Annotated in this window: 16 protein-coding genes; 2 read left to right on the top strand and 14 right to left on the bottom strand. The window is 45.7% G+C overall.

From position 1 onward, the window contains the following. Positions 1-17 precede the first annotated feature (17 nt). Positions 18-1,643 (top strand): iron ABC transporter permease, encoded by a 1,626-nt coding sequence (locus ACED41_RS01360; RefSeq protein ID WP_136981631.1) that lies wholly within the window; start codon positions 18-20, stop codon positions 1,641-1,643. Further along, positions 1,643-2,671: an ABC transporter ATP-binding protein gene (locus ACED41_RS01355; protein WP_004734523.1), complete on the top strand. Its 1,029-nt coding sequence runs from the start codon at positions 1,643-1,645 to the stop codon at positions 2,669-2,671. Before ACED41_RS01360 ends, ACED41_RS01355 begins: the two co-directional genes overlap by 1 nt. A gap of 152 nt (positions 2,672-2,823) precedes the next feature. On the opposite strand, the gene ACED41_RS01350 is transcribed toward ACED41_RS01355, so the two are convergent. The 14 genes from ACED41_RS01350 to hemL form a co-directional block, all read right to left on the bottom strand. Then, positions 2,824-4,236: a phosphoglucomutase/phosphomannomutase family protein gene (locus ACED41_RS01350; protein ID WP_371724358.1), complete on the bottom strand. Its 1,413-nt coding sequence runs from the start codon at positions 4,234-4,236 to the stop codon at positions 2,824-2,826. 74 nt (positions 4,237-4,310) lie between these two features. Beyond that, complete coding sequence (locus tag ACED41_RS01345; RefSeq protein WP_102319895.1) at positions 4,311-6,716, bottom strand: GH36-type glycosyl hydrolase domain-containing protein; 2,406 nt, start codon at positions 6,714-6,716, stop codon at positions 4,311-4,313. Between the two features lie 127 nt (positions 6,717-6,843). Further along, positions 6,844-8,790: a beta-N-acetylhexosaminidase gene (locus tag ACED41_RS01340; protein WP_371724357.1), complete on the bottom strand. Its 1,947-nt coding sequence runs from the start codon at positions 8,788-8,790 to the stop codon at positions 6,844-6,846. Between the two features lie 12 nt (positions 8,791-8,802). Beyond that, on the bottom strand, positions 8,803-9,687 hold the full coding sequence (locus tag ACED41_RS01335) for an N-acetylglucosamine kinase (protein ID WP_017066804.1): 885 nt from the start codon (positions 9,685-9,687) through the stop codon (positions 8,803-8,805). A gap of 2 nt (positions 9,688-9,689) precedes the next feature. Then, complete coding sequence (locus tag ACED41_RS01330; protein WP_371724356.1) at positions 9,690-11,411, bottom strand: glycoside hydrolase family 9 protein; 1,722 nt, start codon at positions 11,409-11,411, stop codon at positions 9,690-9,692. Positions 11,412-11,509: 98 nt separating this feature from the next. Then, positions 11,510-12,505 carry an ABC transporter ATP-binding protein gene (locus ACED41_RS01325; protein WP_017059411.1) on the bottom strand — a complete coding sequence of 332 codons (996 nt, stop codon included), beginning with the start codon at positions 12,503-12,505 and terminating at the stop codon, positions 11,510-11,512. Positions 12,506-12,579: 74 nt separating this feature from the next. Then, positions 12,580-13,563 (bottom strand): ABC transporter ATP-binding protein, encoded by a 984-nt coding sequence (locus ACED41_RS01320; RefSeq protein ID WP_017063265.1) that lies wholly within the window; start codon positions 13,561-13,563, stop codon positions 12,580-12,582. Positions 13,564-13,565: 2 nt separating this feature from the next. Continuing rightward, positions 13,566-14,591 carry an ABC transporter permease gene (locus ACED41_RS01315; protein ID WP_371724355.1) on the bottom strand — a complete coding sequence of 342 codons (1,026 nt, stop codon included), beginning with the start codon at positions 14,589-14,591 and terminating at the stop codon, positions 13,566-13,568. A gap of 2 nt (positions 14,592-14,593) precedes the next feature. Beyond that, complete coding sequence (locus ACED41_RS01310) at positions 14,594-15,580, bottom strand: ABC transporter permease (RefSeq protein WP_017059409.1); 987 nt, start codon at positions 15,578-15,580, stop codon at positions 14,594-14,596. A 169-nt stretch (positions 15,581-15,749) separates the two neighbouring features. After that, entirely contained in the window at positions 15,750-17,432 is a 1,683-nt protein-coding gene (locus tag ACED41_RS01305; protein WP_017056650.1) for an ABC transporter substrate-binding protein, read from the bottom strand. Between the two features lie 712 nt (positions 17,433-18,144). Further along, on the bottom strand, positions 18,145-21,534 hold the full coding sequence (locus tag ACED41_RS01300; RefSeq protein WP_371724354.1) for a response regulator: 3,390 nt from the start codon (positions 21,532-21,534) through the stop codon (positions 18,145-18,147). A gap of 216 nt (positions 21,535-21,750) precedes the next feature. Further along, positions 21,751-22,773, bottom strand: a complete 1,023-nt coding sequence (gene rsmC / locus ACED41_RS01295) for a 16S rRNA (guanine(1207)-N(2))-methyltransferase RsmC (protein ID WP_017066801.1) — start codon at positions 22,771-22,773, stop codon at positions 21,751-21,753. A 110-nt stretch (positions 22,774-22,883) separates the two neighbouring features. Next, positions 22,884-23,969 carry an AI-2E family transporter gene (locus ACED41_RS01290; RefSeq protein WP_371724353.1) on the bottom strand — a complete coding sequence of 362 codons (1,086 nt, stop codon included), beginning with the start codon at positions 23,967-23,969 and terminating at the stop codon, positions 22,884-22,886. Between the two features lie 342 nt (positions 23,970-24,311). Beyond that, positions 24,312-25,607, bottom strand: coding sequence for a glutamate-1-semialdehyde 2,1-aminomutase (gene hemL / locus ACED41_RS01285; RefSeq protein ID WP_010436060.1), 1,296 nt, complete (start codon positions 25,605-25,607; stop codon positions 24,312-24,314). Positions 25,608-25,871 lie beyond the last annotated feature (264 nt).

The following is a 25,871-nucleotide window of genomic DNA, read 5'->3' as shown; positions in this document are numbered from 1 at the left end:
CTCGTTGTAGTTAGGCGATGAAAGAAAAGAATTATTTATGGAACACCAGTAGCGGCATTATTGCTGTATTACTGGTCTTACCGATCTTAGCGATTTTTACGACGGCTGTTGGAGAAACAGATGAGCTATTTTCTCATCTGATGTCCACAGTGATGCCTACCTATGCCTACAATACGGTGGTTTTAGTCATAGGAACCATGTTCCTGTCTTTAGTTTTTGGTATTCCGTCGGCTTGGGTTATGGCAATGTGCCGTGTTCCGGGAGAGCGTGTTTTGCAGTGGGCACTCGTCCTGCCATTAGCAATGCCAGGCTATATTGTTGGCTATATCTTTACCGATTGGTTCGACTTTGCCGGCCCTGTTCAGGTTCTACTGCGAGATCTTACTGGGTGGGGACCCGGTGAGTATTGGTTCCCAGATATTAGAACCTTATCCGGCGCTATTATTGTTCTGTCTCTCGTTCTCTATCCTTATGTTTATTTGCTGTGCCGCGCGGCATTTATGGAGCAAAACGTCTCCTTATTACAATCTGCTCGTTTGCTAAAATGCTCGCCTTGGGAAAGCTTCCGTCGTATCTCCTTACCACTTGTTCGTCCATCAATGGCGGTCGGTTTATCGCTTGTTGCTATGGAGACCATCGGTGACTTTGGTACCGTGAGTTACTTTGCGGTAAATACTTTAACGACTGCGGTTTATGATACTTGGCTAGGCTACTCAAGCTTAACGGCAGCTGCGAAAATATCGGCAATCATGCTGGTTATCGTGATCCTACTGTTGAGCTCAGAGCGATACAGTCGCCGTAAGCAGAAGCTATTCCAGAATCAGTTCAGCAGCCGCGAAGATTTTCGTTACGACTTGTCCGGTTGGAAAAAATGGTTGGCACTGTTCTGGTGCTGGGGATTAGTGTGTGTTGCATTCTTGTTCCCTCTTGGCCAGTTGATGATCTATGCCTACAAATACTTTGCGCAAAGTTGGACGCCTGAATTCAGAGAGTATGCGGTTAACAGCCTTTATGTGTCAGTAGTCGCGGCGATTATTGGCGTTATCATTGCGATGATTGTGAATTTTAATCAGCGTGTTAGCCCAGGTAAGAAAAATCAGGCTTACATGCGTATTGCTTCAATGGGCTATGCCGTTCCAGGCACCGTGTTAGCGATTGGCGTGATGGTACCTGTTTTGTTTATGGATCACTTGGTCAATGACATCGCTAAAGTGATGGAGTGGGGACGACCTGGTTTGATCTTCTCTGGTTCCATGTTTGCGCTTATCTTTGCAATGGTCGTGCGTTTTTCTGCAGTGGCGATCGGCAGTATCGAAAGTAGCTTGAGTAAAGTATCTCCTTCATTGGATATGGCTTCTAAAACCATGGGTTGTAATACCAACCAGATGTTACGTCGTGTCCATTTGCCTTTGATTAAACGCGGCGCGTTGATCGCAGGTTTACTGGTGTTTATCGAATCAATGAAAGAACTAAATGCGGCATTGCTGCTGCGTCCTTTCAACTTCGAAACCTTGGCGACCTATGTTTATAACTATGCCTCAGATGAGCACCTAGAGTTGGCGGCAATGCCTGCTGTATTATTGGTGTTGGTGGGTTTAATTCCTCTGATCATCGTTAACCGTTCTTTGGAGCAGAAACACTAATGAGTTGTGCATTATCAATTAAAGATCTGACTTGTAAATATGAGTCGCAAACCATCTTGGAATCGCTCTCGTTAGAAGTTGAGCATGGTGAAATTGTTTGTCTTCTTGGTGCCAGTGGCTGCGGAAAAACAACTTTGCTTAAGGCGGTTGCAGGCCTGCTTCCATTAAGTAGCGGAATCATGAGCTTGAACTGTCAAACCATTGATGATGGTGATAATTGGTTGCCACCAGAGCAACGAAACATCGGTATGATTTTCCAAGATTACGCCCTGTTTCCGCACCTGACGGTAAACCAGAATGTCGGTTTTGGCCTTAAAGATCTCTCTGATCAGCAAAAGAAAGAGAAAGTCCAAGAGATGTTGGAGCTGGTTCATTTAGATGAATTCGGTGACCGATACCCACATCAACTTTCTGGTGGTCAACAGCAGCGCGTAGCGATTGCTCGTTCTTTAGCATACAAGCCAGATTTATTGTTATTGGATGAACCTTTCTCAAACATCGATACTCAGGTTCGCCATGAGTTGATCTCTCAGATTCGTAAGATCTTTAAAAAGCAGGGTGTGACAGCTATTTTTGTGACTCACAGTCGTGAAGAGGCGTTCGCGTTTGCAGATAAGATGGCAGTAATGAACCATGGTGTGATTGAACAGTATGGTTCGGCGTCGGAGCTTTACTTCCACCCTTCGAGTAAGTTTGTTGCAGACTTTTTGGGCGGCGGCAGTTACCTCAATGCACAGCGTATTTCAGAGCTGGAGTTTGAAACCAGCTTGGGTGTGGTTGAAGCTAAACCACAAACGGAGATTGAATTTGGCAGTGCGTGTGAGCTTCTTTTAAGACCACAGCATATCCAAGCTAGTTACGAACAAGACAGTGCTATTTCAGTACTAGAGCAGCAATTTATGGGCGATCACTGTCGTTATGTTATTGAAGCTCACGGTCAAAAGCTATTGGCAACCTCGTCAGAAGCGCTTGAAGTTGGTATGCCGGTCAACGTAAAAGTGGATACCAAAGGCGTATTGGCTTTCTAATTAGGTACAATTCATAGTACCGCTAATTCTCGATGAACCATAAAAAAGCCCAGCACTTTAATGTAAAGTACTGGGCAAAAGCTCTTCATCTATAGGGGTTAACAAGGCAGTGATTTGTTAAGTCCCATACAAGACTGCTGCGCTCTATAAGCCTATAGAGAGAGGAAGTCTTTCACTTTTTGAAGAACACGTTCTGCAGTGTCTTTATCTTCCATTTCTGCGAAGATTCGTAGTAACGGCTCTGTTCCTGAGAAGCGAGCAATCACCCAGCCGCCATTCTTGAAGTACACCTTGGCACCATCTTCATAGCTTACTTTTTCAATTTCGTATTCAAATTCAGGCAGTTGCTTCTCGACGTAGATCTTAGTGTAAAGCGCTTCTTTCTCTGAAGGTTTAAACTTACAATCGCCTTCTGCGGTGTAGGCATAGCCATATTTAGAGTAAATCTCATCAAGTAATTCAGACAACTTCTTGCCTGTCACACTGATCATCTCAACCAGTAAGCTTGAAGCAAATACGCCATCCTTACCTTTGATATGACCACGAATGGTTAAACCCCCCGAACTTTCGCCGCCAATCAGAGAGTCATCGGCCTCCATTTGTGAGCTGATGTGCTTAAAGCCTACAGGAACCTCAAAGCTCTTCTCACCATGATCCGCCGCGACTTTATCCAGTAGATGTGTGGTTGCGATGTTACGAACGACAGAGCCCTTCCAACCTTTGTATTCCAGCAAGTAGTAGTAAAGTAGGAGTAGTACTTCGTTAGGGTGAATGAAGTGACCTTTCTCATCGATGATTCCCAAACGGTCGGCATCGCCATCAGTACCAATACCAATGTCATAGCCTTCTGCTGCAACTAAGTGCTTCAAGCGATAGAGCGTTGCTGCGCTAGGAGAAGGCATTAGGCCACCGAAGTCTGGGTTTTTGCCATCGTTGATGACGTCAACATCACAGCGACCATTGATCAGCACTGTTTGTAACGCGTTTTTTGCCACGCCAAACATTGGGTCAATCAGCACGCGTAGATTCGCTTTCTTAATCGATTCAATATCGATGGCATTAATGATGGAATCAACAAAGGCGTTCATCGGGTTGATGATTTCGATCTCTTTGTCATTCAACGCTTGCTCGAAATCGACACGAATAATATCTTCGTTGGTCAGTGTTGCGATTTGCTGTTCGATCTTCTCTGTGATGATCTCATCAGCATCACGGCCACCTTCAATGAATACCTTGATGCCATTGTAATCGGCTGGGTTGTGAGAGGCGGTAATACACGCCGAGTAGGTGCATCCCATCTCTTTTGCTTGGAACATCACGATAGGTGTTGGAACAAACTTATCGATGAAGCTTACTTTGATGTTGTTCGCCGCAAGTACTTCTGCAAACCAACATGCGGCTTTATCGGAAAGGAAACGACGGTCATAGCCGATCACAAACCCATTCTTGGCTGCATCTTCGTTGTTGATGATGTTAGCGAGTGCTTGCGCTACCAAACGGACGTTTTCTCTAGTGAACTCCTCACCAATGAAAGCGCGCCAGCCACCTGTACCAAATTTAATCATTAGAAAATCCTTTTAGTCTCATTGTCTCAAGCCTGTAAAGACTTGAGACAAGAGCTGTTCGTTAAATTGCGTGACTAGCCTAGAACAACGACAACATCGTTCACGCTGCCTTCTGCCTGTACTGGGATTGCGCCTTCAACTGACTCACCATTGATAGTGATAGAGGCAACGCCTTTGCTTACTGCATTCGGGTTTTGCACTGTGATGTTGTAAGTCGCGCCACGCCATTGACGAGTAACCTCGAACTCTGGCCAATCCGTTGGGATACAAGGATCAACCGTTAATCCTTCGAAGCCAGTACGAACACCTAGAATGAAGTTGGTTACCGCAAAGTAAGCCCAACCAGAGGTGCCTGTTAACCATGGGTGGTTTGCACGGCCGTGGTCTTGGTGGTCTTTACCCATGATGAACTGCACGTACGAGTATGGTTCTGCGTAGCGTGTTTCAATCATGTCATTTTGGTTGTATGGGTTTAGTGCGTCGTAGAATTTCATCGCACGGTCACCACGGCCTAGCTTCGCTTCTGCCACCCAGGCCCATGGGTTAGGGTGAGAGAAGATTGCGCCGTTCTCTTTTACGCCTTGGTAAACGCGAGTTACGAAGCCGATATCATCGTTTGGTGTTGCAAATGATGGAGAGTTTAGGTGTAGGCCGTATTCAGAGAATAGGTTCTCATCGACTGCGTCCATCGCTTTCTCACCGCGTTCTTGAGATACCGCACCAGATAGAACCGCGAGCGTGTTTGACTCAAGGTGCACACGACCTTCAGCTTGTTGTGCTGTACCGATCTTGTCGCCATTTTTAGTCAGACCACGGATGTACCAGCCACCTTCGTCATCCCAAAGATGCGTTTCACATGCTTCGCGAACGTTAGCAGCCATTTCAGTGTATTTCGCAACGTCAGCATCGTTATTACGGAACTTAGCAAGATCTAGGAATTCTTGTAGCGCCCAGAAGTGTAGGAATGAAACCATTGATGATTCACCGCCACCTAGGTTCAAACAGTCATTCCAGTCAGCACGAAGGCCTTTACAAATACCCGTTTGACCCACGTATTCAGCAGAGAAGTTCAGTGCCGCTTTCATGTGTTCGTAAACTGTCGCGTCGCCACCGTCTGCGTATGGGATCACTTCATCAAAGAAGTCGTGCTCACCGGTTTCCATTACGTATTTGATAATGGTCGGAACGATCCATAGGTGGTCATCAGAACAGGTATCGTCAATGCCGTGGATCTTGTCGTCATCTGACGGTGTTGGAACAACTGTTGGTGATTTTGATGGCTCAACGTCGGCTTTCTCTGGATCGAACCAGTCAGGATCGAACAAGTGTAGACCGTAGCCCGCTTTCACTTGGCCGCGAAGCAGGTCGATAATACGTTTCTTGGTCATTTGTGGGTTGGCATGGGGTACTGAAATAGCATCTTGAGCCGTATCACGGTAACCAAGACCAGTACGACCGCCAACTTCGATGAATGATGCAAAGCGTGACCAAACCACACAGGTTTCCGCTTGGTATAGCGTCCACGTGTTGATCATTGTGTCTAAGCCTTCGTTTGGCGACTTAACTTGGAATTTGTTGCAACGCTCGTCCCAGTGATCTTTGATGCCTTGGAAAGCGGCGTCTACGTTTGCTGTGTCTTGGTACTTCTCACGTAGGCGTTCACCGTTGCCTTTACCGATACCGAGTACATACGCAAAGCGAACTTCTTCACCGGGTTGAATCGTAAATTGCTTGTGCAGAGAACCACAGTGGTTGTAACAAGTTTGAGCGCTGTTAGAACACTTACCGTTTTCAACCGCAATTGGATTTGCTTCATCACGGTACATACCAAGGAAGTTATCACGTTGGCCATCGTAGCTGTCTGGTGAGAAAGTTGAAGCTAGGTAGTAGAAGCCTTCAAAGTCGTTAGTGTTGTAGTACAGGTCGTATTCCAGAACACCTTCTTGGTAAGACGTGCCCGCAGAGTACAAAGACATCTGATGGTTTTGATTGTCTGATTGAATATGGCTGAAAGAGAACTCAACAAACGAGAAAGTGCTGATAGTACGTGGCTTGTCAGTGTTGTTCTTTAATACAACGTCCCAAACTTCTGCATCTTCACCCTTAGGTACGAATAGCGTCTTGGTTGCGGTAATGCCGCTGTATTCACATTTGAATTTTGAGTATGACAGGCCGTGACGAACTTCGTAGTTCGCTTCATCTAGGCTCTTTGCCACTGGTTGCCAAGAGATAGACCAGTAATCACCCGTCTCATCATCACGCAGGTAAACATAGTGTCCTGGGCGGTCAAAGGTGCCGTTTGGACGGAACTTAGTAACACGGTTGTATTCCGGAGAATTGTAGAACGAGTAACCGCCCGCATTGTGCGAAATCACGGTACAAAACTTTTCAGTACCTAGGTAGTTTGTCCAAGGTGCTGGTACATCAGGGCGAGTGATGACGTATTCGCGATTGTCGTTATCGAAATAGCCGTATTTCATTGTCATTTCCTTTTTAACAAACTGCATCTATGCAGCTAATTTTTAAATAGTGATGCTGAGTCGTATCTAACTGAGCACCTTAATTTGAGTCAGCAACCACTCGATATGAGTGTCGCTTTGGTTTGTTTTATTGAGCTTTCCAAGGGTTGCGATAATCAACATTGAGTTTGTCGAGTAATGGCAGATGCCCCTTTAGGCGAGATAGGTAATCTAGCCAGTTTCGGTTGTTTTTATGTGTCCAACATCCTTCAGCTAAAGCGCTAATTCTTGGGAATACCATGTAATCCATACGCTTTTGGTTGGTGACGATCTCACACCATAGAGCACACTGAATTCCGCGGATCCGCTTACGAATTGGGTCGGTGTCGGATATCTCAGCAAGTGCTTCGTAGGTATAAGCTTGTTCTAATGGGATAACGGCAGCCCAATCTACGCCCGGTTCTTCCGGTGCATAATCTTGGGTCATGTCGAGATAGGTAAACTGTGCAGGTTGCAACACCACATCAAAGCCTTGGCGAGCGCAATTGACAGCCGCTTCTTCACTGAGCCATGAGTAGATGATGGTCTCTTTACTCACTTTGTCGCCGTGCTGTGCTTCTTCCCAGCCGACCATGCGTTTGCCGAGTTGCTTAAGCTTGTTTTCGGCATAGCGGAATAGGTGACCTTGTAGGTCTTTGCTGTCTTGGTACTGGTGTTCTTTCATCAACGCTTGAGCAGCAGGGCTGTTGCTCCACACTCCCGGTGGCACTTCGTCTGCACCCATGTGAATTAATTCGCTCGGGAACAGCTCTGCGACTTCTTCAATAACTGCATCTAGAAATTGGTAAGTGCCTGGTAAACCTGGGTTTAGGACGTTGTCGTTGTAGTGCTGAATGCTTTTGTATTGAGTAGTGTCAGCTTGCTCTACCAACATGTCAGGCAGTGATTTGATTGCGGCACGGCAGTGTCCCGGAATATCGATCTCTGGGATCACCGTGATGCTGCGTTGCTCTGCATATTCAATGACTTCACGAATTTGTTGTTGCGTGTAGAAGCCGCCGTAGTTTTCCGCAATGTGGGTATATTGCGGCTCTAGTGCATGATCAGGGCCACGCCAAGCGCCAATTTCTGTTAGCTGTGGCAGGCTCTTTATCTCAATTCTCCAACCTTCATCGTCAGTTAGGTGCCAATGAAATACGTTGAACTTGTAGTGCGCCAGTTGATTGATTAAACGCTTCACTTGCTCTACTGAGTGGAAGTGACGAGCGCAGTCCAACATCATGCCGCGGTACTTAAAGCGCGGTTGGTCGGCTATCTTGCAACATGGTAGAGAGAAGTTCTCTGCGTCCAGTTGTTGAACTAGTTGAATCAAGCTTGCCACAGCGTGTGTAAAGCCCGACTGGCTGCCTGATTCAGCAATAATCTGTTGTGCAGTGATGGTCAGTTTGTATTCGGCTTCATCTAACGTCGGGTTGCTGCGAAATAGAATGTTGCCGCTTTCGTCTTTTGAAAGTTCAGCTGAAAGCGCGGTCGAAAGAGACAGCTCAAAGGTCGAGAGCAACTCTTGCTGGAACCAAGAGACTGCCTTATCAGCAAGATGAGATTGAACCTCAATTCTGCAGTCGTTATTTAGCGCGAAACTACCTTGCTGAAATTCGATCTGATTAGGCTGAGGAATCAATGCAATCTCAGCAGCGTTAACTTCAGGTATTTGATTGCGTTCACGGTATGGCGAAGCCAGTACTATGGGTGATATCGCGACAGGCAGTACCGATGTTTCTCCATCATTATGTGACTGGATAAAGGCATCGTTAAGGCCATCAGAATAGAAGCGGAATGGTGCGCTTTGAATACTGAATTCAAGGTAGTAATGGTTGTTGGCCTTTAACACTGACGAACTTGGTGTGAATGAGCAAAAGCTGCCAACTTGAGTCAGCTCTCCTTGCGATAAACTCTCTGGAAGGATGAAACGATCAAATGCAAAGTGCAGAGACCAATCTTTTACGTCGAGGTCACTTAAGTTATGTACCGTAAGGCCAAATCGGCAGTTATTTTTTTGTTCAGAAAGAACAGCTAAGTCGATGCGATAATTCATATAACTTCCCTGCTAAGCCTGTTGATACAAGTTGTGTTGTGGTTTTCCGGCAAACATCAATGCGCCTTCAATAGCGTCGAATTGAGGTTTAACGATCCATTGTTGTACTGGTGGTGATAGCCAGTTGAGAATACGCTCAGCGATACTTCCCATTAAGCACACCTTGTCAGCGCCTTTTCGATGCAGTGCTAAGACAAACATTTCGATATCAGCCGCGGTTTGCTTGAGCATATCGATAGCCAGTTCGTCACCTTCGTTAGCGAGTTGAAAAATAACTGGTGAGAATTGACCGTAATCCTTTGGAATAGCACCTTTTGACCATTCGACAATGGCATCCACATCATTATTAAAGTGATTCATCACATGTAGAGTCAGCGGGGTTTTGTTGCGAATACCGTCTTCTGCAAGCAAGACTTGTTGAATCAAACGTAAGCCCATGACTGCGCCGCCGCCTTGATCTGAAATCGGAAATTCACGACCGCCAACCACATATTGCTCACCGTCTTTTAGGAAGATACCGCAAGAACCCGTACCACCGATCATGATTGCGCCGTCTTGGCCATTGTGAGCACCAATGCAAGCGCCATAAGCGTCGGTATTTAGTGTCATGCTTGCGAAAGGGTGTGGTTGAGCCATGAAGTCGAACCATGCTGATTTTTGCTCAGCGCCAGCCAGCGCTAGGCCAACATGCATATTTGAAAAATGGTCTGAGTTGAGTTGCCCTTGTTGTGCCGCTTTTGTGATGGCATCAATAATTGAGCTCATCGCAACATCAACACCCAAAAGGATGTTGCCACTGCCACTTTTCGCTTCACCAATCAGTTTGCCTTGAGCGTCACGAATACGAGCACGACAAGAAGTACCACCACCATCAATACCGACGTAGTAAAGAGTCATTATTATTGCTCCTTACGCTGAGCTAAGAAGTTGAACTGTGCAGCGGTTGCTAATAAGAACCACGCACCATGAGGGATCCATTGCTCACCCCAGCGCCAGTTTTGAAGCATGTCATCTTTTTGTGCTAGTGGATTGAACGCAATGTCTTGTTCATCTTCAAAACCAGCTGTGATGCCATTACAGATACCGCCTTTCGCATTGAAGAACCCAAGCTGAGGTAGGTAGTCTGGGTTGTTATGGCCATGACCATCGAGCATGCACATGTGGTATGGGTTGAGGCCTAAGATCCAATCAAGGCTATTTTGTGAAAGCTGGATTAAGCGCTCTTGAAGTTCGCTATCTTTAATGTGCGGTTGAACTAGGTAAGCCATGGTTGCGAGTGAGCCAAGGCGTGCGTTCTCGCCTTGCCACCAGTAACCGGTTTCGTTCTGTTGAGCGACGAAGAAGGCATCACGTTTATCACCATCGACAGATTTAACGTATTGTCTTGGATAGCCAAATGGGTTGGTGACTTTGTCGGTGATGTTGATTTCGAACTGACAAGCTTGTTCAACAACTGTGCGCGCCTGTTCTTTTAATTCAGCATCGGTTTCATTGTCGATGTATTCACATAGTGCAATCACAGGAAGACCGGCTTCAGCTGCGTGAAAGTATGGACGAGAGCCATCAGAGTTTGCCGACCAGAAGTGCTCAAATGAATCATCGGATTGCTGACGAGAGATTAAACGAGTCGCCCAAGTTCTTGCTTCTGATAGGTATTGCTGGTCTTGTGTTACGCGATACAGCTCATTGGCTGCGAGTAGGGCGCAATACTCATCGATGATGTTCTCTTCACCATCGTTTAGATACTGGAGGTTGTACTCTTTTAGATGCCAGTAACCCTTAACCGCCATTTCAAGGTATGTGTGGCTCGAGTAGCTGCCAGAGATTTCAAGCTCAGAAGCTGCGGCTAATGCTGCGATAGCAACACCTGCACCTTGTCGGTAGCCCGCTTGTAAGTCCGTTGATTTATGACCTTCTTGAGTCGCATAAGCGCAGATATCGCGTTGGTTGATATCTTTGCTCCATTTGTCGAATACCGTCATATAGAAGTATCCGTCAGCGTCTTGCATACGCACTAAGAAGTCGGCACCGAACAGAGCCTCTTCCGTTAGACGAGTCATGGAGAATTTCGGGAAGTCTGGGTTATGGCTAGTCAAGCGTACGCTTTTTAGCATGTTCCAAACGACCATCGGAATTTGTTGTGGGTTTAGGTAGTTACCATAAGACAGGTGGCTAAAATATTTACTGACATCACCTGATGCGTCATACCATCCACCGTGGACATCGACGTATCGGTCGGTACCTAGAATTTGTGCTTGTCGATCTTTTTTGTCGAAAATACCGCCACAGCGTTGTGACTTAAAGTAATGAAGCACATCAGAAAACGTGTGGTTCATTAATAGGTTGCTACCAATCTCAAATACTTCTGAACGCAGGTTGTCAAAACGTAGGTAGTAGCGACCAGATTCAGTGACTGAACTGAAATCAATAGTGAAGAATTGCCCTTGATGCCAATTTGCTACGCGGCCTTGTTTAACCACATCAAAATTTCCGACAGTCATATGGTTGTCAGCACAGACGAGTAGAGCCGTAGTGCTTGATAGGCGAGCTTTCTTAGTTTGTAGGATAGCTTGCTTCGGGCCTGTGGACTCATAGCCAATATGGTTGGTCAATAACAGCATCAATATTCTCCGACAGTCCTAGTTTCTATTGGCTAGGTACTTGAATGTTTTGGATATAAATAGTTAGGGTCCGAAGACCCTAACTTGGGTTTTATTGCTTAGCTTTCGTGTAGGTAACAGCGCACAAAGTGGTTATCAGCGAGCTGCGTAACCCCTGGTAGCTGCTCTTTGCACTTATCCATTGCGTGAGTACATCTGCCTGCAAATGGGCAGCCTGCTGATACTGGTGTCCACAGAGGAATCTCACCTTTGTTGCCTGCAAGTTGCTCGTGGATCGACTTCTTAGGATCTGGAACGGCCGAAACAAGCAATTGGGTGTATGGGTGCTGAGGGTTAGCAATCACGTCATCGGTATCGCCCCATTCCACCATGTGTCCCACGTACATCACCGAAAGGTCTTCAGCGATGTAACGAGCGGTTGCGATATCGTGAGTGATGTAAAGCAGAGACATTTGCTTCTCGAACTTCATCTCTTCCATCAGGTTCAAAACACCGGCACGAATCGATACATCAAGCATTGAAGTTGGCTCATCGGCTAGTACAACTTCGGCACCTACCGCGATGTTGCGGGCTAGGTTGACACGTTGACGTTGGCCGCCAGACAGTTGGTGAGGGTACTTCTTCGCCGTCTCTTTTGGTGGGATCAGGCCCACTTGCTCTAAAAGATCGTAAACACGTTCTTCTAGCTCTTTCTTGTTGCCCGGAGATACTTTCTTGTGGATCAACAGTGGTCGAGCAATGTGGTGGAAGATATTGTGCGTTGGGTTCAATGAACCAAACGGGTCTTGCCATACCATCTGCACGCCTTCACGGTAGTGCATAAGATCTTTTCTGCTTGAGATCTCTTGGATATCACGACCTTTGTATTCGATCGTGCCGCCTGAAGGTGCGTACATTTTTGCGATCATTTTTGCGGTTGTTGATTTGCCTGAACCAGACTCACCAACCACTGCTAGGCCACGGCTTTTGTACATCTTGAATGACACGTCGTTAATCGCACGCATCATTGGGGTTTGAATGGTGGTACTGCTTATTGGGAAGTCTTTTACGACATTCTTGCCTTCTACCAATAATTGACCGAAATCTTTGCTCATAATTGTCTCCAGAATCCTTATTCGCTTTGCTTGTTTTTAGGCGGTCGAGCCGCCTTGTTCGTTATTCACGCAAGCTATAGCTTCCTTTGTACTATTGGGTCACCGTACAGGTGGCAGTTAGACAAATGTCCCGGGTCGATAGAACGCAGCTTGGTTGGCACCTTGGTACACTTTTCATGTACACGGTCACAACGAGCTTGGAAACGACACCCTTCAGGGATCTCTAACAGGTTCAGAGGGTTACCCGGAATACCTGCTAACTTTGTCTTTGGCCCTGTCAGTGGAGGGAAAGAACTTCCCAGCCCTTTGGTGTAAGGGTGGTAAGGGTTTTCTAGAATATCTTGAGAGTTAGCCACTTCGATTAGCTCACCTGAGTACATGATGCCGATGCGGTCAGAGAACTCGACCATCAATGACAAGTCATGGGTGATGAACAGAATTGAGAAGCCAAATTCTTCTTTTAGTGCATAGATCTTTTGTAGGATTTCGCGTTGCACAACCACATCAAGTGCGGTTGTCGGCTCATCCATAATGATCAGCTTTGGATTCAGTGCTAACGCGATAGCAATAACCAAGCGCTGACGCATGCCGCCAGAGAATTGGTGAGGATAGTCACTCAATCGGCTCGGGTGAATATCGACGATTTCAAGTAGACCTTCAGCACGCTGCTTAGCTTGCTCGCGAGTCATGTTGGTGTGACGCATGATTACGTCACAGAACTGCTCTTCCATCGGTAGTACTGGGTTGAGTGCGTTCATCGCGCTCTGGAATACCATCGACATCTCACTCCAACGGAACGACTGCATACGGTCATCACTGTATTCAAGGATGTTCTCACCGTTGAAGATAACCTCACCACCACTGATGTAAGCGGGCGGCTTATGAAGACGCATAAGAGAGAAAGCTACCGTTGATTTACCACAGCCAGATTCACCAGCTAGGCCGAATACTTCACCTGGAGCGATGTCGAAACTTACGTTGTTACACGCACGAACATCGCCTGACTCTGTGATGTAATCCACGCATAAGTTGCGGATAGAAATTAGTGGTTCAGACATGATTATTTATCTCCGCTCCAAAGTACATTTTGTGGTGGTAGTTCTGGTTCACGTTCTTCTTTGTCTTGAGCTGCTAGTTTCTTCCAACGCTTCATGCCTTTGTGAGAACGCAGTTGCGGGTTAGCAATTTCATCGACCGCGAAGTTAAGTAGAGCAAGACCAGTTACAAGTAGTGTCAATGCGATACAAGGAGCCAACAGTTCCCACCAAGCGCCAATCAGCATTGATGAAGAGGTTTGAACGTTGTAAAGCATGATGCCCCAGCTGATTGTGTTCGGGTCACCAAGACCTAGGAACGAGATGGTTGCTTCCATCATGATTGCGTACATCACCGAACCGATGAAGCTTGCGCCAACGATAGAGATAAGGTTTGGCAGAATCTCTACGAAGATGATGCGGAATGAAGATTCACCCAAAACTTCAGCGGCTTTTACAAACTCTTTTTCACGCAGTGCTAAGGTTTGGGAGCGAACAACACGGGCACCCCAAGCCCAAGACATAAAGCCGATAACCAAGGTTATGGTGAGTGGCCCTGCCTCACCGATAAAGGCTGCTACTACGAACAGTAATGGGTATTGAGGGATTACCAGCATGATGTTCATTGCGGCTGTTAGAACGTCATCGACACGGCCACCGAAGTAACCTGCAGAAACACCAATAACAGTTGCGAGTAAACATACGGTTAGACCCGCACCAAAACCTACAGCAAGAGATACGCGTGCGCCGTATACCACTTGAGACCAAACGTCACGACCCATACGAGTTGTACCTAGTACGTGGTCTGCCTTTTTAGACATGATCAATGTACGACGGTCGTCTGCTAGATTTTGAGCAACCCAGCCATCAGGGTTAGTTTGTGCAGACTTCACCACGAAACCAGGATATTCGTGTGGGTTACCTGTACGCTTGTCTGGTACATGTTTGGTGATTAATGGAGCTGCAATCGCGCCAAGAATAAAAATACTTAGGATGATGACGCCTGTTAGGGCCATCGGGTTACGCCAAATGAGTTTTAAAAAGTCTTTCATGATTATTTACCACCCTTACGAAGACGAGGGTCAAGAACAACGTAAAGCATGTCTGCAACTAGGTTAAAGAACAGCATGAATAGCGTCATGATAAGCAGCTGACCTTGCAGTACTTGGTAGTCACGAGCGTTAATTGCGTTGAAAAGTACGCTGCCAAGACCTGGGTAGTTAAAGATGATTTCGATAATTAACTGACCGCCGATTGCCATACCTAGCGACATTGACAGGGCTGTCACACTAGGTAGCATCGCGTTACGAGCTGCGTAGTTGAATACCACTCGGTTTTCGCTCAGGCCTTTGCCTTTCGCCATGGTGATGTAGTCTTCGGCTAATAGGTTGATCATGTTGTTACGCATGTTTACTAGGAAGCCACCAATTTGAACAACAGAAGCACAGAACAGTGGTAAGAAGGCGTGGTAAGCGACATCTTTAATGAATGCCCAGCTTGTCCAATCAGGTATAGTACCAGCGGTGTAGGCATACCCTGTTGGGAACCACTTCAAGCCAATTGCAAAGGTAAATAGTGCAATCATCGCGATAACAACTTGAGGAACGGCTTGTAGAATCAGCATCCCTGGCGTTACGAAGGCATCGTACTTACTGCCGCGTTTCCACGCTGCGAAAATACCTAGGATTGAACCAATCGAGAAAGAAAGAATAACTGCGGTGCCGGCTAAGAAAAGCGACCAACCGAATGCTCCACCCAACAGTGTGTTTACAGAAAGTGGGTAGAATTGAATTGATGTACCAAGTTCCCAGCTAAGAATGTTCTTCATGTACGCCACGTATTGAACTAAGTAGCCACCATCAACGAAGCCTAATAGTTCTTTCATTGCAGCAATACGCTCTGGAGTAACTTGTACAGAAGCGTTCGCAAACATCATGGTAACTGGGTCACCAGGCATTGCTCTTGGAATAATAAAGTTTAACGTCGCAGCAACTAATAGCGCGACAAAATAAAATGACAAACGTCTTAAAAAATAACCCATAACTCACACCTTACTCACCCAGATTGTTTCCCTGTTTCTGGATTCAGGTCGCTCCTAGCGAAATTTGGAACGAAAAATCCCCTGACGACTAGCGCCATACTTTCAATTGAGAGTGTGGGGATTTTTATAAGCGGCGTAAGAGGTTACGCCGCAAGGATTGAACGATTACTTATTTAACTGGTTTTAGGTCCAGTACATGAAGTAGACGCTCTGGAATACCAGCCCAAATGTTTGGACGGCCTTTTGGATTTTCTTCGTTCCACCAACCAGTGAAGCGAGTTGTGTTGTATTGGTACATGTAAGCACCAGACATCACAGGGATTGTCACTTGGTCTGCAGCGATGATTTGCTGGATACCGTGTGCAATGTCTAGCTGCTCGTTCTTATCAGCTGTTTTGTAGAAGCTGTTTAGAAGACCATCTAGCTTGTCGTTTTTGTAGAAGTGCATTGCGAAACGAGGCATACCATCACCAGATTGTAGTGATGAGTTGTAAGCACTGTTCCAGTACGTGTATGGATCCGCACCGTGGAAGTAGTTTGTGTATGCTACGTCGTATGTACCTTCAAGCATTGCTTGGTTGTAAACAGAGAAGTCAGGTGTACGAGCTTTTGCTTTAATACCGATTTCGTTTAGCTGTTCTACCGCTAGTTGAACTGTGTTGTTGAAGTCAGTCCAGCCGTTTGGCGATTGAATCATTAGTTCGAAAGACTTGCCTGATGGAGTGTCAACAAAACCATCTTTGTTTACATCTTTGAAGCCAGCGTCAGCAAGAAGCTTCTTCGCGCCTTCAGCGTTGTAAGTGTTGAAGCCTTTGTACTTGTCATGAGTTTTTTCATCAGACCAAGCTTCAAACGCGTAGCCAAGACCCGATGCGAAATCGTTTACAGTACCGCCACCGTAGAATGCGATGTCGATGATAGTTTGACGGTCAAGAGCCATAGAGAAAGCACGACGGAAGTCAACGTTGCTCAATGCTTCATGCTTCGCAGCATCAGGGTGCTTGAAGTTAACGATGAATGCCTGTGTACCTGCTGGCGGGTACCAGTAGTGGTGTTTAGGGCTAGCTGCTGCGTATGTACGATCGATATCTGGAACGAAAGAAGACGTCCAGTCCATTTCACTGTTTACAACTTTACCTAGGAATTGGTCGTTGTTCGCAATTTGTGGAACACGTAGACAGTCAACATCTAGGTTGTCTGCATCCCAGTAGTTCGGGTTTGCACACTGGATGTATAGCTGCGCTGTAAACGTATCGATTTCTGTAAATGGACCAGAACCTACCGGGTTCTCATTGGTAAACGTTGATGGATCTTTAACGTCTTTCCAGATGTGCTTAGGTACTACAGGTACTTTAGCAATCTCGTAAGGTACGTTTGAGTTTGCTTCTGTTAGTGTGAACTTAACTTGGTTGTCGTTCAGTTTTTCTACAGAAGTTACCCAAGAGTTGATACCAGATTGGTCAAGCTCTGGCTTCTCTTTTACAAGGTTGAAAGAAAAAACAACATCATCAGCAGAGAAAGTTTCTCCGTCAGACCATTTAACACCCTTACGAATGTCGAAAACAACGCTCATCAGATCATCTGACATCTTGAAGTTTTCAGCTAGACGGAACACTGGAGTGTTACCGTGCATTTCGTTAAATACTACTAGCGGCTCATACATGAAGTCAGTTGTAGTATGTAGGTTAGTAGCACCAAGGTACGGGTTAAAGTTACGTACGAATGTAGTGTACTCTTTCGGGTGAACGGTCAGTTCACTGCGTTCTGCAGCGGTTGCTACTGATGCAAAACCTGTTGTAGCAGTTGCAATAATTGCTGTTGCTATTGCTGTTTTTTTTATATTGGCAAGCATAGCTGTTCCTTACTATTTGCTTTCATTTCACTAATGGATTGAATGTTATCTGTCGCTAAATTGTTTAGTAGATACACACTCTGGTTAAAGGCCTACCTCTTCTTCGTTGCTCCAGATTCATCGTTGATTCTGAGAAGTGGTAAGAGTGGCCTGTAGGCCTTTGGCAGGAGTAAGAAAACACCTTATCGATGAATTAATCAAACTCGTTTCCCGTCAAAAACGTTAAAAACACACGACCCCACGTCATTAACGTCAAAATAGGTTGCTTTGGTGGTTTTTCGTACGCAATTGTTAAAGTGATGTGACTCGCATTTGGTTTTGAGGTTCTTGCAGGTTGTAAGTGGCCACTAACTTTAAAGGCTTTTTATTATAATGCATTACCCTACGTTGGTATAATTGTAGATCTCGGTCACTTGCCAGTTTTACGTTAAATTTCCCTAGAAAATTAAATCTGCCGTTCTGTTGTGACTCGCTTCTCAAACTGCAACAAAGAGTCAGATAACGGTCAGATATGATTGAGAATAGAACGAAAAGTACTGACGCTTACCAGCACGCACTGTGAGTAATTAGCGTGAATTCCCCCTTGTTTAAAGGCGTAAAAAAAAGTGCGTTGCAAGCGTTGGGATTCTACTTTTTGTGATTATTAGGCGTACAAAAAAGCCCACGCTAGGTGGGCTCCATTATTCAAAGTATCGTGATGTTGGTTCAGGGTTTAACTGGTCAGTAGTTTCTGAAGTTTATCCCTCAGCATCTCAATATGGGTTCTTTCTGGCGTCTGTTCTTTGCAGTGTTCCAGAATGAATTCGATTGAGCTCAGTACCGTTCGCCAGCGAGGCGTTTTCGGTAGGGTTTCTACGCGTAGGTATTTGTCTAGCGTTCGAGTTTGCAGCGTACTGCGGTCTAAGTAGACGCGCCACAAGCCACTCTTCTCGGCGAAAGTAAACTTGGTTTCACCAGTCACCGATTCCCAGTAGATGATGGCATTCGTCATCGCATCGACCAGTACCTCACGCATTAACTCTTGCTTGTTTTTACCTTCACCGGTTGCCTTGTCAGCAAGACGAGTAAATTCTCCGCCAAGCTCTTTCAGCTGCTGTAACTTATCTTTGTCGCCTTCAAAGGCATAACTAGAGAGAGCCTCAACCGCCGTTTCAAGGTTATTGATTCGGTTTGAGTTAACACCACCACCTACATTAAAGATATACATGGTGTCGAGCCCTGAGCCTTCAGGCAGCTTAAGGATGTCACTTGGTATGCGCTGACGTGTATCGTCTATATAGATATCAATATCACCGCAGTAGTGGGCTTGTTCTACCTTAAGGTATTTAGGCGCAATGATCTCGTCGGCCATTGAGCGTTTAAGTTGTTCTTGTCCGCGTCTGAATAGCTTCGCCGCAGCTTCGTTAGCAAAGCGAATACGTTGGTCGTCACGAATACAGATGATGGCTTCAGGTGCCGATTCTAGTTGCTCTAATAAGCGGCCTTGAGTTTCTAACAAGTTAGCCTCAACCATCGCTCTATGTTTGAGCTCGAGTTGCAGTTGGTCGTTTTCAAGGCGTCTCTGTTCAGCTTTGCTTGCTGATAGATGTGCTGTAATTCGAGCCGCTAGTTCTTGTTTGTTGAACGGTTTAGACAAGTAGTCATTGGCGCCAGCTTCGAAACCTCGAACACGGTCTTCTGCTTGGTTGAGTGCCGTTAGCATGATGATTGGCAACTGAGCATGATCGTATTGCTTACGCAGTGCTTCACAAACCTGATAGCCGCTCATTCCTGGCATCATGATGTCGAGTAGAAGCAGCTCTGGCTTCTCTTTCTCAATCAGTTCAATGGTTTCAGGGCCATCACATGCAGTACGTACTCGATAACCTTCTAACTTCAAGAAGCTGTCTAATACTCGCAGGTTAACCGGCTCATCATCGGCGATAACCAATAACGGGCCATCTGGGTTTTCACTGATAACACTATTTTCTTGTTGGCTGTTATCAATTAAATCAGGCGCTTGGAAGTGAGAGTAGTGACCTGATTCGTTGTAACTGTCCAGCTCACCTTGAGTCGCTAGGGGCAGGGTAAAGCTAAACGTAGTGCCAAGCATTGGTTGGCTACTTACGTACAGTGAACCGCCCATTAGCTCGATCAACTGACGGCTGATCGATAGTCCAAGCCCTGCACCTTGGCGGTAGTTACTCGCATCTTGGCCTGCTTGAATCAATGGCTCAAAGATGTGCTCAAGGTACTCGGCCGGTATACCTTGGCCAGTATCGACAACTTGTACACGAATGTTGTCATCGATAACGCTGGCAGAGATAACAATTTTACCTTCTGAGGTGTACTTGATGGCATTGCCGACCAAGTTATACATCACTTGCTCAAGTCGTTGAGGATCCGATGAAACCAGACCTAAATCACTTGGGACTTGGTTAATAATACGGATTGGCTTATTGCCCAATAGGTGATGAGACAACTCTAGGACCAAGCTGGTGGCTGCCGACAAATCAACGGCTGATTTCTTAATATCTAAGCTGCCATAGCGCATCTTGTGATAATCAAGCAGATCATCAACCAAGGTCGCCAATCTCTGACCGCTATTGATGATGATATCCAACTGATATTTCTGATTAGCAGGAATAGGGCCGTTAGCTCCAGATATCAACGCTTCAGCGATACCCACCATGCCATGCAGTGGTGTTCTCAATTCATGTGAAGTAGTCGCTAAGAACTCATCTTTGAGTTTATTTGCCAGTTGTAACTCTTCGTTTTGCTTTTGAATGGTCTTAAGGTTGTCCTCAAGCTCATCGTTTTGGCTTTTGATGAGCTGCATTTTTTCACGAATAGATCGCTGCATTCTTTCGAAGCTCACCGCGAGTCGGCCTATCTCATCTTTGCGCTCGGTATTGATCATGGTTTCATCGAGATCACCCGCCGATACTTTTTCGGCAGCCCACGTCAGTTTAAGCAGTGGGGATGTGATGAAGTTAGACAGATAGTGCGATGCAACGACTACCAGAATGATCGCCGTTAGCATCACGATCACGAAGATCTTTTCTAACTGATGAATACGGGCAAACGCCTCTTTCTCTGGCAGCTCTACGACAAGAGCCCATGTTGCGTATTTCAGCTCAATTGGCGTATATGCCGCGATGATCGCTTGATCTAGGGTGTTGTCGAAGGTGCCAACCGCTGTTTCGCCAGCCAATGCTTTATCGACAACATCTAGGCTCAAGTTGATAGATTCTTGTGAATGAGCAAGGCTACGCGGCAGGTGATCATCACCTACAAGCAGCGTTTGAATATTCGAACTCTTGTTGAGATCCGCAATCAACTTAGTAATGCCGTTGATTGGTAGCCTAAACATCGCGTAACTGTGTAGGTAGCCTTGTTGAACGATAGGTGCGCCTAGCCATGCGGTCTGTTTGCCATTCTCGTCTTTAAAGTCAGAAACGATAACCGGCGTGTAATCTTCGTTAGATTTGCGTCGGTCGGTTACGTCTTTGGCTAGTCGTTGAAAGGTAATACCTAGGTTGGAGTCCTTGTATTTTCCTGTCAGCAGATTGGTGCCGTAATCGTCATTTTTAAAGACGGAATAAGCGACGTTACCGTTGATATCAACTAAGAGAATATCGTCAAAATCAGAGCGTTTAAGCAGTTCTAGGTAAGCATTATGGTAGCGCTTGTGGAGCAGGCGATAACGCTCGCTGCCAATAAAGCTGCTGGATTCAGGGAGGATCGACGTTTTGATTTGATCGCCAGATCCTTGAATATAGCGCTGCTGTGCATTACTGCGTGCCTCGTCAATATCTAACCCCAATCGTTGAAATGCATTGATCAAACCATAAAATCGCCCGCCACTGGCATTGGCCAATTCTGAGCGAACAAAGCCCATCACTTGGGATTCTTGAGCTTGTAGGTAATCGACAATTTGCTGCTGCTTAGTATCACGAACCGAAACAAGGTGTGAGGTGCTTTGTTCCTGGAGATCCTGACTGTGCGATTGGAGGAAAAATATCGCGATAAGTGTCACAGGGGTAATACTGAGGACAAGAAATGCCAGCATTAGGGTATTTTGAAGGCGCTTAAACTTCTGCTTACGATAGAATCTAAACATAAATTGGGTACTACTTTCCTTTGATGTACTGCTAAAAGGGGCGAAAACAAGTACAGAGAATAGAATTAACGGGTTCCAATTTAACGAAATTAACGAGTTTTTTTACTTTGACAAGTAAGTGGTATTTAAAGCGTGTGCAAAAGCTCATTTTTATAGAGTTTTGACAAAAATATGAACAGACAGCGCAGATAATGACCCTGCGCTGTGCTAGAGAGGTTATTTGTTTGCGTGATAGATCGCGAATTTAGTGGTCTTATTTAGAGTCGCGCATTTTCCAAACGCTTGTTCAATAATTGGAATGTATTTTAAGAAACTATTCGCAACAATAATCATCTCACCAGAACGCTTCAAATGCTTAGGAGCCTGAGAAAGTAAGGTCTCAGTCGCGCTGTAGCTAGTGTCTAAACCTGAATGGAATGGTGGGTTACTGATGATGAACTGATAGTCTTCTGCAGTATCAGAATAGACATCGGATGCGAAGACTTTACCCGTTAAACCATTCGCTTCTAGCGTTGCTTGGCTTGATGCCACGGCAAATGCACTGATGTCGCACATTTCTAGCTCGATATCTGGGTTACGAGATGCCATCACCGCGCCCAATACGCCTGCACCACAGCCAAAATCCAGTACCTTGCCTTTTAGTTTTGGCAGAGTATCCAACAGAAGTTGGCTACCGACATCGAATTGACCGTGACTGAAGACGCCAGGAAGGCTTTTTACCGTAAGTGATTGCTCACCAATGTTAACCGTGTAGGTCTTAAACCAGTCTTGCAGGTTGAACGCTTGTGGTTGCTCGAAGCATTGACCCCAGTAGAAAGAGCAACGACGCGCTGAATCGTATTTAACAACTTTGCCGTAAGGAGCAAACATCTTCTCGATGCTTTTCACGCCTGAACGGTTTTCACCAACCACGACGATCTCGGTATCTTTGCCTAGCTTGGCAAATAGCATCGCCAACAAAAATTCCGCTTCCGCTTTGGCTTTTGGCCAGTACAACATCACTAAGTCGGCTTTGGTCTCTTCGGTAAACTCCGCACCATAAAAACGTTGGATGGTGTTGTAGCCTTCTAATTGACGGTAGTAGCTGTAATTAGAAGTAAACACAGAGACAGATTCACAATGCTTCGCTAACTCAACAGGGAACAAGTCTTCTGCCTCACCGGCAACTAAAACATGTTTGCCTTCAAAGTAGGCGAGTTGGCGTTGAGCAATCTGGCTTGGTGCAATATAAGCTGACATAGGACACTCTGTTGAATCGTTAGCAAAAAATGAGGGCGGATTTTCGCATAATCCGCCCAAAGCTTGAAGTGTTTAATACGGGTTCGCCAATCAAGTTGACGTCAAGTTCGTTAACTCTTGTCTTGCTGGTTTAAAAAGTCCTTAAACTCTTCATCGTAGATGTTGAATAGGACAATGGTAATCGCAAAAATCAATGGTCCGTAGATAAGACCAATTAGGCCAAACAGTTGAATACCACCCAATAGTGAGAAGAAGATCATCAGGGTATTCATGCCTGCACTGCCTTGCATTAGCAGCGGACGCAGAAGGTTATCAATTGAACCAACAATCGCTACACAGTAAACCGTTAGGAAAATCGCCCACGTGGTATCACCAGTTAGGAACAAGTAGGTTGCTGCTGGAATCCAGATTAATGCGGTACCCACAACTGGGATGAAAGAGGCAAAGCCCATCATAGTACCCCAGAATAGACCTGGGAAACCGGCAATCCACATACCTAAACCGCCGGCAAAACCTTGCGCGATTGCGGTTAAGAATGAGCCCATTACTGCTGATTTAGATACTTGTTCTATCTCTGTTAGAAGTTTGTCTTCTTGGCTACGAGACAGCGGCAGAATATGACGAACCACACTGATGATTTTGTCATGATCTCTTAATAAGAAGAACAAAACGAACAGCATCAAGAAGAAATCCATCAAGAAATTGGTTGCGTCACCTAAGATTTTGGCACTGATACCAACTAGCTTAGAACCAAAGCTGGTCGCAAACTCACCGACTTTTTGTGAGATGGCTTGGGGCTCAATGTTGTCGAAAGGCAGGTAGTTATTCACAAATGACAGCGCTTTGACCACTAACGGATGAGCAAACAGAGTCTGAATGCCACCGTGGGTCACCCATTGGTAAGTATTCTGAGAGAACAGAGAACCTTGCTGAACAATTGCTGCGAATACTGCCAATAAAGGGATAACAATAATGAAGGTCAGTATGATACAAGACAGCAGAGAGACGATGTTTTCTTTATTCGGGAGCTTTTTTTCAAGCCACTCATGGATTGGGAACATCAATAGTGAAATGATAAAGGCCATCACGATAGAGTTAACGTATGGCTCGATAAGCAAGTAACAAGCATAAGCCGCCGCGAGTAGGGCAATGATGATCACCCAGTGGCTGGAATTGATTTTGAGTTTTTCTGACACGGTAATGGTCTCTATATTTGCGTTCTGAGTTTATAATGGCTGCAAAACAGAGAGTTAGCAATGAGGAGTTTTGATAATGGGATGCTGTAATAAAGATAAGAAATGCCAAGACGAAGAACAGCAAACAAAAAAAGAGATCCCTTGGTTCAGAATGTTCCTTGGTACCTTGATGTTGTTGGTTTTCCTTTTCTGGGAACGTTAATGCTTTTGGTTCAGCTTTAGCCTTAGTCGACGGCTAAATAAGCTGTCATATTTGTGGCTGGTGAGCGCGATATATAAAAAAGGGCTGCATTTAATGCAGCCCTAAATTCAATCGGTTAGCGACTTATAAAGTGCTTTCGATTATTTGCTTTCAGCAGCAATGATCGCAAGAGAGCGGTCAGCAGCTTCTAGTGTTGCATCAAGTTCTTTTGAACCATGAGCAAGAGAAGTAAAGCTTGCTTCGAATGCTGAAGGTGCAAGGTAAACACCGTGATCTAACATTAGGTGGAAGAAGCGCTTGAAGCGTTCTACATCACACTTAGTTACATCTTCGTAGCACGTCACAGTTTCTTGATCTGTGAAGAAGAAACCAAACATACCGCCAACTTGATGAACTAGCATCGGGATGCCGTGCTTGTCAGCAAGTTGCTTGAAGCCTTTTGCCAACTGCTTAGTTTTTGAAGCTAGACGCTTTTCGTTGCCTTCTTCTCGTAGAAGGTTCAAACATGCGTAGCCAGCAGCCATTGCAACAGGGTTACCTGAAAGCGTACCCGCTTGGTAAACAGGGCCAGTTGGTGCGATGTATTGCATCACGTCTTTACGACCACCGAAAGCACCGACAGGCATGCCGCCGCCAATCACTTTACCAAGACACGTTAGGTCTGGCTTGATGTTGTAGTAAGCCTGAGCACAACCTTCAGCAACGCGGAAACCTGTCATTACTTCATCAAAGATTAGCAATGCACCTTCTTGATCACAGATTTCACGTAGACCTTCGTGGAAGCCTTCTACAGGAGGGATACAGTTCATGTTACCCGCTACTGGCTCAACGATGATACAAGCGATCTCGCCTTTGTTTGCTGCGAAGATTTCACGTACTGAATCTAGATTGTTGAAGGTTGCTGTTAGCGTTAGTTTCGCAAAATCAGCCGGTACGCCTGGAGAGCTTGGTTGACCTAAAGTCAGTGCGCCAGAACCAGCTTTTACAAGTAGGCTGTCTGCGTGGCCGTGGTAGCAGCCTTCAAACTTAAGAATTTTGTCACGACCAGTGAAGCCACGAGCTAGACGAATCGCGCTCATTGTTGCTTCTGTACCTGAGCTCACCATACGTAGCTGTTCCATTGATGGAACCATCTCAGATACCAGTTCAGCCATTTTGATTTCAGTTTCGGTTGGAGCACCGAAGCTAAGGCCGCGTTGAGCTGCTGCAATAACTGCGTCACGAATAACCGCGTGGTTGTGACCAAGGATCATTGGACCCCAAGAGCCAACGTAATCGATATACGCTTTACCATCAGCATCAAAAATAAGTGGGCCATCAGCGCGTTCAACGAAGATTGGAGAACCACCTACGCCATTGAATGCACGAACTGGAGAGTTTACGCCACCAGGAATGGTTTGCTGTGCTTTTTCGTACAGCTCTGCTGATTTGGTCATTGATATATCCTCTTTTGACTGTCGGACCAATTGGCACGCATTGTACCTATCCCTAATCCAACTAGGAATGCTTTCGCCCAGATAATCACCCGAATCTGGTTGTTTTGTGTGGTTACACGTTTTAATTGTTAGATATTGGTGAGTTTACAGCAGTAAAAGGACCGATCCTGTGGTGAATACTTGAACGTTTCAGTCAGGTATTAGATAATCACCGGAATATAAGAAAATACTCAACAACTATGGTCTCGAATTAGATTTGTATCA

Origin of the sequence: Vibrio sp. 1F255, assembly GCF_041439145.1 — a bacterium.
Lineage (GTDB): Bacteria > Pseudomonadota > Gammaproteobacteria > Enterobacterales > Vibrionaceae > Vibrio > Vibrio crassostreae_C.
The sequence above is the reverse complement of the archived record's forward strand: the minus strand, read 5'-3'. Positions and strand labels throughout refer to the sequence as shown.

Coding starts and splice junctions, on each gene's coding strand:
- ACED41_RS01360 (WP_136981631.1), top strand. CDS start 18: ATGAAAGAAAAGAATTATTTATGGAACACCAGTAGCGGCATTATTGCT.
- hemL (WP_010436060.1), bottom strand. CDS start 25,607: ATGACCAAATCAGCAGAGCTGTACGAAAAAGCACAGCAAACCATTCCT.
- rsmC (WP_017066801.1), bottom strand. CDS start 22,773: ATGTCAGCTTATATTGCACCAAGCCAGATTGCTCAACGCCAACTCGCC.
- ACED41_RS01300 (WP_371724354.1), bottom strand. CDS start 21,534: ATGTTTAGATTCTATCGTAAGCAGAAGTTTAAGCGCCTTCAAAATACC.
- ACED41_RS01320 (WP_017063265.1), bottom strand. CDS start 13,563: ATGTCTGAACCACTAATTTCTATCCGCAACTTATGCGTGGATTACATC.
- ACED41_RS01330 (WP_371724356.1), bottom strand. CDS start 11,411: ATGCTGTTATTGACCAACCATATTGGCTATGAGTCCACAGGCCCGAAG.
- ACED41_RS01355 (WP_004734523.1), top strand. CDS start 1,643: ATGAGTTGTGCATTATCAATTAAAGATCTGACTTGTAAATATGAGTCG.
- ACED41_RS01335 (WP_017066804.1), bottom strand. CDS start 9,687: ATGACTCTTTACTACGTCGGTATTGATGGTGGTGGTACTTCTTGTCGT.
- ACED41_RS01350 (WP_371724358.1), bottom strand. CDS start 4,236: ATGATTAAATTTGGTACAGGTGGCTGGCGCGCTTTCATTGGTGAGGAG.
- ACED41_RS01325 (WP_017059411.1), bottom strand. CDS start 12,505: ATGAGCAAAGATTTCGGTCAATTATTGGTAGAAGGCAAGAATGTCGTA.
- ACED41_RS01305 (WP_017056650.1), bottom strand. CDS start 17,432: ATGCTTGCCAATATAAAAAAAACAGCAATAGCAACAGCAATTATTGCA.
- ACED41_RS01340 (WP_371724357.1), bottom strand. CDS start 8,790: ATGAATTATCGCATCGACTTAGCTGTTCTTTCTGAACAAAAAAATAAC.
- ACED41_RS01310 (WP_017059409.1), bottom strand. CDS start 15,580: ATGGGTTATTTTTTAAGACGTTTGTCATTTTATTTTGTCGCGCTATTA.
- ACED41_RS01345 (WP_102319895.1), bottom strand. CDS start 6,716: ATGAAATACGGCTATTTCGATAACGACAATCGCGAATACGTCATCACT.
- ACED41_RS01315 (WP_371724355.1), bottom strand. CDS start 14,591: ATGAAAGACTTTTTAAAACTCATTTGGCGTAACCCGATGGCCCTAACA.